General features: G+C 58.2%; 4 protein-coding genes and 2 pseudogenes. 3 read left to right on the plus strand and 3 right to left on the minus strand.

What is annotated here, in order from left to right; all coding sequences use genetic code 11:
* Positions 1 to 77: 77 nt before the first annotated feature.
* Both EXZ48_RS35720 and EXZ48_RS34025 read left to right on the plus strand, forming a co-directional pair.
* Positions 78 to 319, plus strand: a pseudogene (locus tag EXZ48_RS35720) (CapA family protein); the annotation flags it as partial.
* 237 nt (positions 320 to 556) lie between these two features.
* Positions 557 to 690: pseudogene (locus tag EXZ48_RS34025) on the plus strand (transposase); the annotation flags it as partial.
* An 11-nt stretch (positions 691 to 701) separates the two neighbouring features.
* Here the strand turns inward: EXZ48_RS34025 and EXZ48_RS34030 are convergent.
* Entirely contained in the window at positions 702 to 1,238 is a 537-nt protein-coding gene (locus tag EXZ48_RS34030; protein ID WP_130521452.1) for a peroxiredoxin-like family protein, read from the minus strand.
* A 94-nt stretch (positions 1,239 to 1,332) separates the two neighbouring features.
* On the opposite strand from EXZ48_RS34030, the gene EXZ48_RS34035 reads away from it, so the two are divergent.
* Positions 1,333 to 2,097, plus strand: a complete 765-nt coding sequence (locus EXZ48_RS34035; RefSeq protein WP_050746997.1) for an AraC family transcriptional regulator — start codon at positions 1,333 to 1,335, stop codon at positions 2,095 to 2,097.
* Between the two features lie 298 nt (positions 2,098 to 2,395).
* Here the strand turns inward: EXZ48_RS34035 and EXZ48_RS34040 are convergent, their stop codons facing one another.
* On the minus strand, positions 2,396 to 3,115 hold the full coding sequence (locus EXZ48_RS34040) for a cytochrome c biogenesis CcdA family protein (RefSeq protein ID WP_024271618.1): 720 nt from the start codon (positions 3,113 to 3,115) through the stop codon (positions 2,396 to 2,398).
* A gap of 2 nt (positions 3,116 to 3,117) precedes the next feature.
* The gene (locus EXZ48_RS34045; protein ID WP_024271619.1) at positions 3,118 to 3,522 is read right to left on the minus strand and encodes a thioredoxin family protein; all 405 of its coding nucleotides are present in this window, start codon (positions 3,520 to 3,522) and stop codon (positions 3,118 to 3,120) included.
* Between the last annotated feature and the right edge of the window lie 615 nt (positions 3,523 to 4,137).

Genomic DNA, 4,137 nt, shown 5'->3' on the forward strand with positions numbered 1-4,137 from the left:
GGTGGCCGGATTTTACTCCGCCCGCAGCAGCATTATGCCGCCGCTACCGTGGCCGACTTTTGCACCGCCGCTCTCAGCTGCTTGGTCAGGCCGATTTTGCCTTCACGAATTTCGAGAGCACGATCCTTGGCAGTCATGGAGGATGGCCGTTCAAGGGCGCCGTCTTCGGCTGCAGCCAGCCCGTCGTTCTCGACGCGCTCCAGGCGATGGGCATTCACGGTCTCTCGCTATCGAACAATCATGCCTTCGATCTCGGCCCCTCCGGCATCCTCTCACCCTTGAGGAAGTCGAAAGGCGCGGCATGCTTCATGCCGATATCTGGCAATACATCATCAAGGGCCTCGTCATCGTCGTTGCCGTAGCGCTCGATCGCTTCAGGCTGCAGGGCGGCCGCACCTAACCTTCAAGCATTATCGCCCACAATGCCGCGGTGAAGTGAGCGATAAAAGCAATCTCTTTCGCTCACTACCGTACGCATCCGAGGTGGGCCACCTCGTAGGAATCGTCGGATTTGGCATTGACTGTCCTTGTTGACGTCAACAAGGACAGTGCGGCTAGCCCCGACCGGAAAGGCCTGCATCCGGCTGATCACCTCGCAAACTTCAGCGGTGTGATGCATGCCGATGGCTATGGTGGTTACAAAAGGCGAGGCGCTACGGCAACCAGATCGTCGAGGCCGCCTGCATGGCACGCTCGAGCACTCACACAGTGCCAATATATTCCCCGCGCGCCGGATAGTCGTTTTTGATGGCGAAATCCAAGGCTTGAACCATCTCGCCGAAATTCGGTCGCGCGAATGGCATGGACTGCACCGAGAGCCAATAGACCGATTGGTCTGGCTTGATCAAAAACACGCCTGGCTCGGAGAACAATTTTGGCTCTTCGATTCCAATCGATGTTTTTCCACGTGACGCCGAAATGTACAGGCCCCAGTGCTTCGCCGCGCCCAAAGACAGTCCGTAGCCAATGCGAAGATGCTCGGCACCTATCTTATCCGCCATTTGTCGCGCGCGCTCCTCTCCATCAGAGCTTATTGCAATGGTGTTGACGCCCCGTTCCAAGAAGGACGGTGTCAATCGTCCAAGCTCCTTTAGATAGCCTGCACAAATGGGGCAGTGGAGACCGCGGTAGAAGCAGACGAGCGTCATAAGCCTGGGCGCTTCGTCGGCGAGGGCGAACTCTCCGTGATCGAGAGTCTTCACCACCAAATCCGGGGCCGACATTCGAGGGACTAGCATTAATCAACTCCATCTTTCTGAACATGACAACGCCGTTGCGTTGACGTCGAAGCTTTGAGATATCATACACAGGGCAATCAAGGATCCATAAAACATGATCAAAAATCTGATGGCCACTCAAAAGGTCGACCGGCTTTCGGCATTCTTCGATGTATTCGAGCTTTCGGCGTCATTGGACCCGGCACTCACCGCCGACAGTCATGCCAGGCTGCTCGTCATCGGGCCGCTGGGTGGGCCTGCGGAAAAAATCGTCCTTCGCCTGCGCGGTGAAACACTCCCCGCCCCGTCCATTCTGGTCACCGCAGCTGTCGATTTCGGCGGGGTGCATAACCCGCTCATGAACGCCCTGCCTGATCAGGTCTCCGTCGAGACCAACGACGCACCTGCCCTGCGCGATACCACAGCCGCGTTCGTGGCGGAGGCTCTGGATTCGCGATGTGGGCGAAGCGCAGCGCTCAATCGGCTCTGCGAAGTGATCGTTCTGCTCCTGTTGCGATCCGCCATCGATCGCGGGGCCGCCCGACCAGGGCTGCTGGCTGGTCTGTCTCACCCCGCTCTACATCGGGTTTTGGTTGCCATGCATGACGCGCCCGCGCGTGCTTGGAACGCTGAAGATCTTGCCTCAGTCGCGGGAATGTCGCGAAGCCATTTCATGGCTCTCTTCCGCAAGGTGGTCGGTGCGACACCGCAGGCCTATCTGACAGGATGGCGCATGACCATTGCGCGACGGAGCCTGTCCAAGGGGGCCCGGGTCAAGGCGGTGGCACGGCAAGTCGGTTTTGGTAGCGCTGCGGCATTCTCGCGGGCCTATGTCCGCGCGTTCGGAGAATGGCCATCACTCAAGCCCCTTAAGCAATGAGCACCGGATAAGCCTTGTCCTTCAGACGTTCCGCGTCTCACACCGAATAGTGGGATGCGATGGTAAACCGGGGGCGTTCGCATGGCATCGCGGATGTTTCACGGTGAAACTCAGCCCATTGGATTGCGAGATCCGAAGCCTGTCTGTCGTCTAAGAAGAACGTCCGTTGAGCAGTTGTCGCTCGCCGACCAGCAGTCGGCCGGTCGAAGGATCGACAAGCCAAGGGGCTTAAGCTCAGACTGATCGCTTCACTCAATAGTGTAGGTCGACAGGGCCCCAGCCGAGTCACCCTCGAGAGTTAGAAACGTGTGGTAAGACTGGTCAGCCATGCGGGCGAGATTTCGACAAGCACTGCCTCTACCTGCTTGTCCAGTCCCGTCACCACCAGAAGTCCGATTACGACGAAAAACACGCCCAACAAGACTTTTCCGCCTTTCCCGGCGTGCAATAAGCGGTTGCGCCAGCGCATCAGCACATCGCGCGAGAGAATACCGAGTAGAAGCAGTGGCAGAGCGGCCCCAATGCCGAAGGCGGCCATGGTGGTCACCACTTGAGCGAGGTTCTCGCCAGTCGCAGCCATCATCGAGGCCGCGCCGAGCGTGGGGCCGACACACGGGCTCCACACGGCACCCAAGAGCACGCCGATCAGGAACTGCCCCTTGAGACCATCGCTATTGAACCCACCGAAACGCTGCTCCGTCCAGTTGCCGAATGGGCTTGCCGCCGTGGCAAGGCTCACCTGGAGGGCCGGTACCATCAAAACCGCGCCGATCACGATCATAATGTAGCCGGCAAATGTGCGAAAGACGGAGGTATCAAGCCCGATCGAGAAGCCGATCAGCGCGACGAAGAGCCCGATTGTCAGGAAGGAAACCGCGAGCCCCCCGGCAAGCGCTGCCGGTCCGAAGCGGTGCTTCGAGATCGCCGTGCCCAACACCACCGGCAGAAGCGGCAGCACGCAGGGAGACAGCGTGGACAGCACTCCCGCCAGAAGCGCCAGAAAGCCGGTCGTCAGCATGGTCAGTTACCAAGCGCCGAAGCAAATAGCGCACCAATCGATTCGGGCTTGGTGTCACCGACCGAACGCCCGGTCTCGGTACCGCCATCATAGGCGATCAGTGTCGACTGCATACGGGCATTCAGGCTGCGAACCACGTCCTTTTGACTATCGAAATCGACCTCGAACACAATCATTTCGCTATAGGCGGGGTCTGCCGCAAGAGACTGGATGATCGGCTTCTGGGCCTTGCAGGTGGGGCACCAGCTTGCGGCGATATCGACGACGATCGGCCGCCCCCCCTTCTGGGCCGCCTCAAAGGCTGCTGTTTCGAAGGGCTTGATCTCGGCGGCAAAGCTTGCCGTTGCAATCAGCATCGAAACCACACCGGCTGAGGCAGCCGACAAAAATTTTGATGTAAGCCGCATAAAAAACCTCCTTAAATCAAGTGAGCTCTTTACTGCTTGAATGATAGGATCGCGCTTTACAACACAAAACGCCGCCCTTGACGATAACTTTACCGTCCGTGAATACTTCAGAATGTGAGCGCTTTACCGAGATTGTGCCAATACTTCGGCCGAAAATCGATCTCAAATCTGCGTGACCACCGCGTACAAAAGCCTTGTCATAGCCGTCGGAATTATCGCAACAAAGCCATCGAGATATGGGTGTTGCAACGCGGAAAGTAGCCCGATGACCCCGCCGTTTGACGTTGACTAGCGGGAAACGGACGCGATGTCCTCAATACGCGGCGGGCCGATACCGCGGACTGGCGGCACTTTTCCGCTTGGTGCCGGTGGCAGAATCTGTACTCTCTTTCGGAACGGGAAGCGTCGAGCTCTACATTATCGCCTGCGCCTCCGCGCACGGCTGCGCGTGGCGACAAAGTCAATAGCGTCTCATCCATCGTAAGCCCACGGTGAGGGCCGCCTTGTGAGGTGACGCTGAACATCGGAAGTCCTAGTGCAAACACTAGGGATAGTCCTATGACGAAGCATCCGATTGAAGTGATCACGTCTGTTGAGCGCCGTCGACGCTGGTCT

This window comes from Shinella sp. JR1-6 (assembly GCF_004284735.1).
In the GTDB taxonomy this organism is placed as follows: Bacteria; Pseudomonadota; Alphaproteobacteria; order Rhizobiales; family Rhizobiaceae; genus Shinella.

Bases quoted from the DNA above. Each gene is read 5' to 3' on its own strand.
- EXZ48_RS34030 (WP_130521452.1), bottom strand. From the start codon at position 1,238: ATGCTAGTCCCTCGAATGTCGGCCCCGGATTTGGTGGTGAAGACTCTC.
- EXZ48_RS34035 (WP_050746997.1), top strand. From the start codon at position 1,333: ATGATCAAAAATCTGATGGCCACTCAAAAGGTCGACCGGCTTTCGGCA.
- EXZ48_RS34040 (WP_024271618.1), bottom strand. From the start codon at position 3,115: ATGCTGACGACCGGCTTTCTGGCGCTTCTGGCGGGAGTGCTGTCCACG.
- EXZ48_RS34045 (WP_024271619.1), bottom strand. From the start codon at position 3,522: ATGCGGCTTACATCAAAATTTTTGTCGGCTGCCTCAGCCGGTGTGGTT.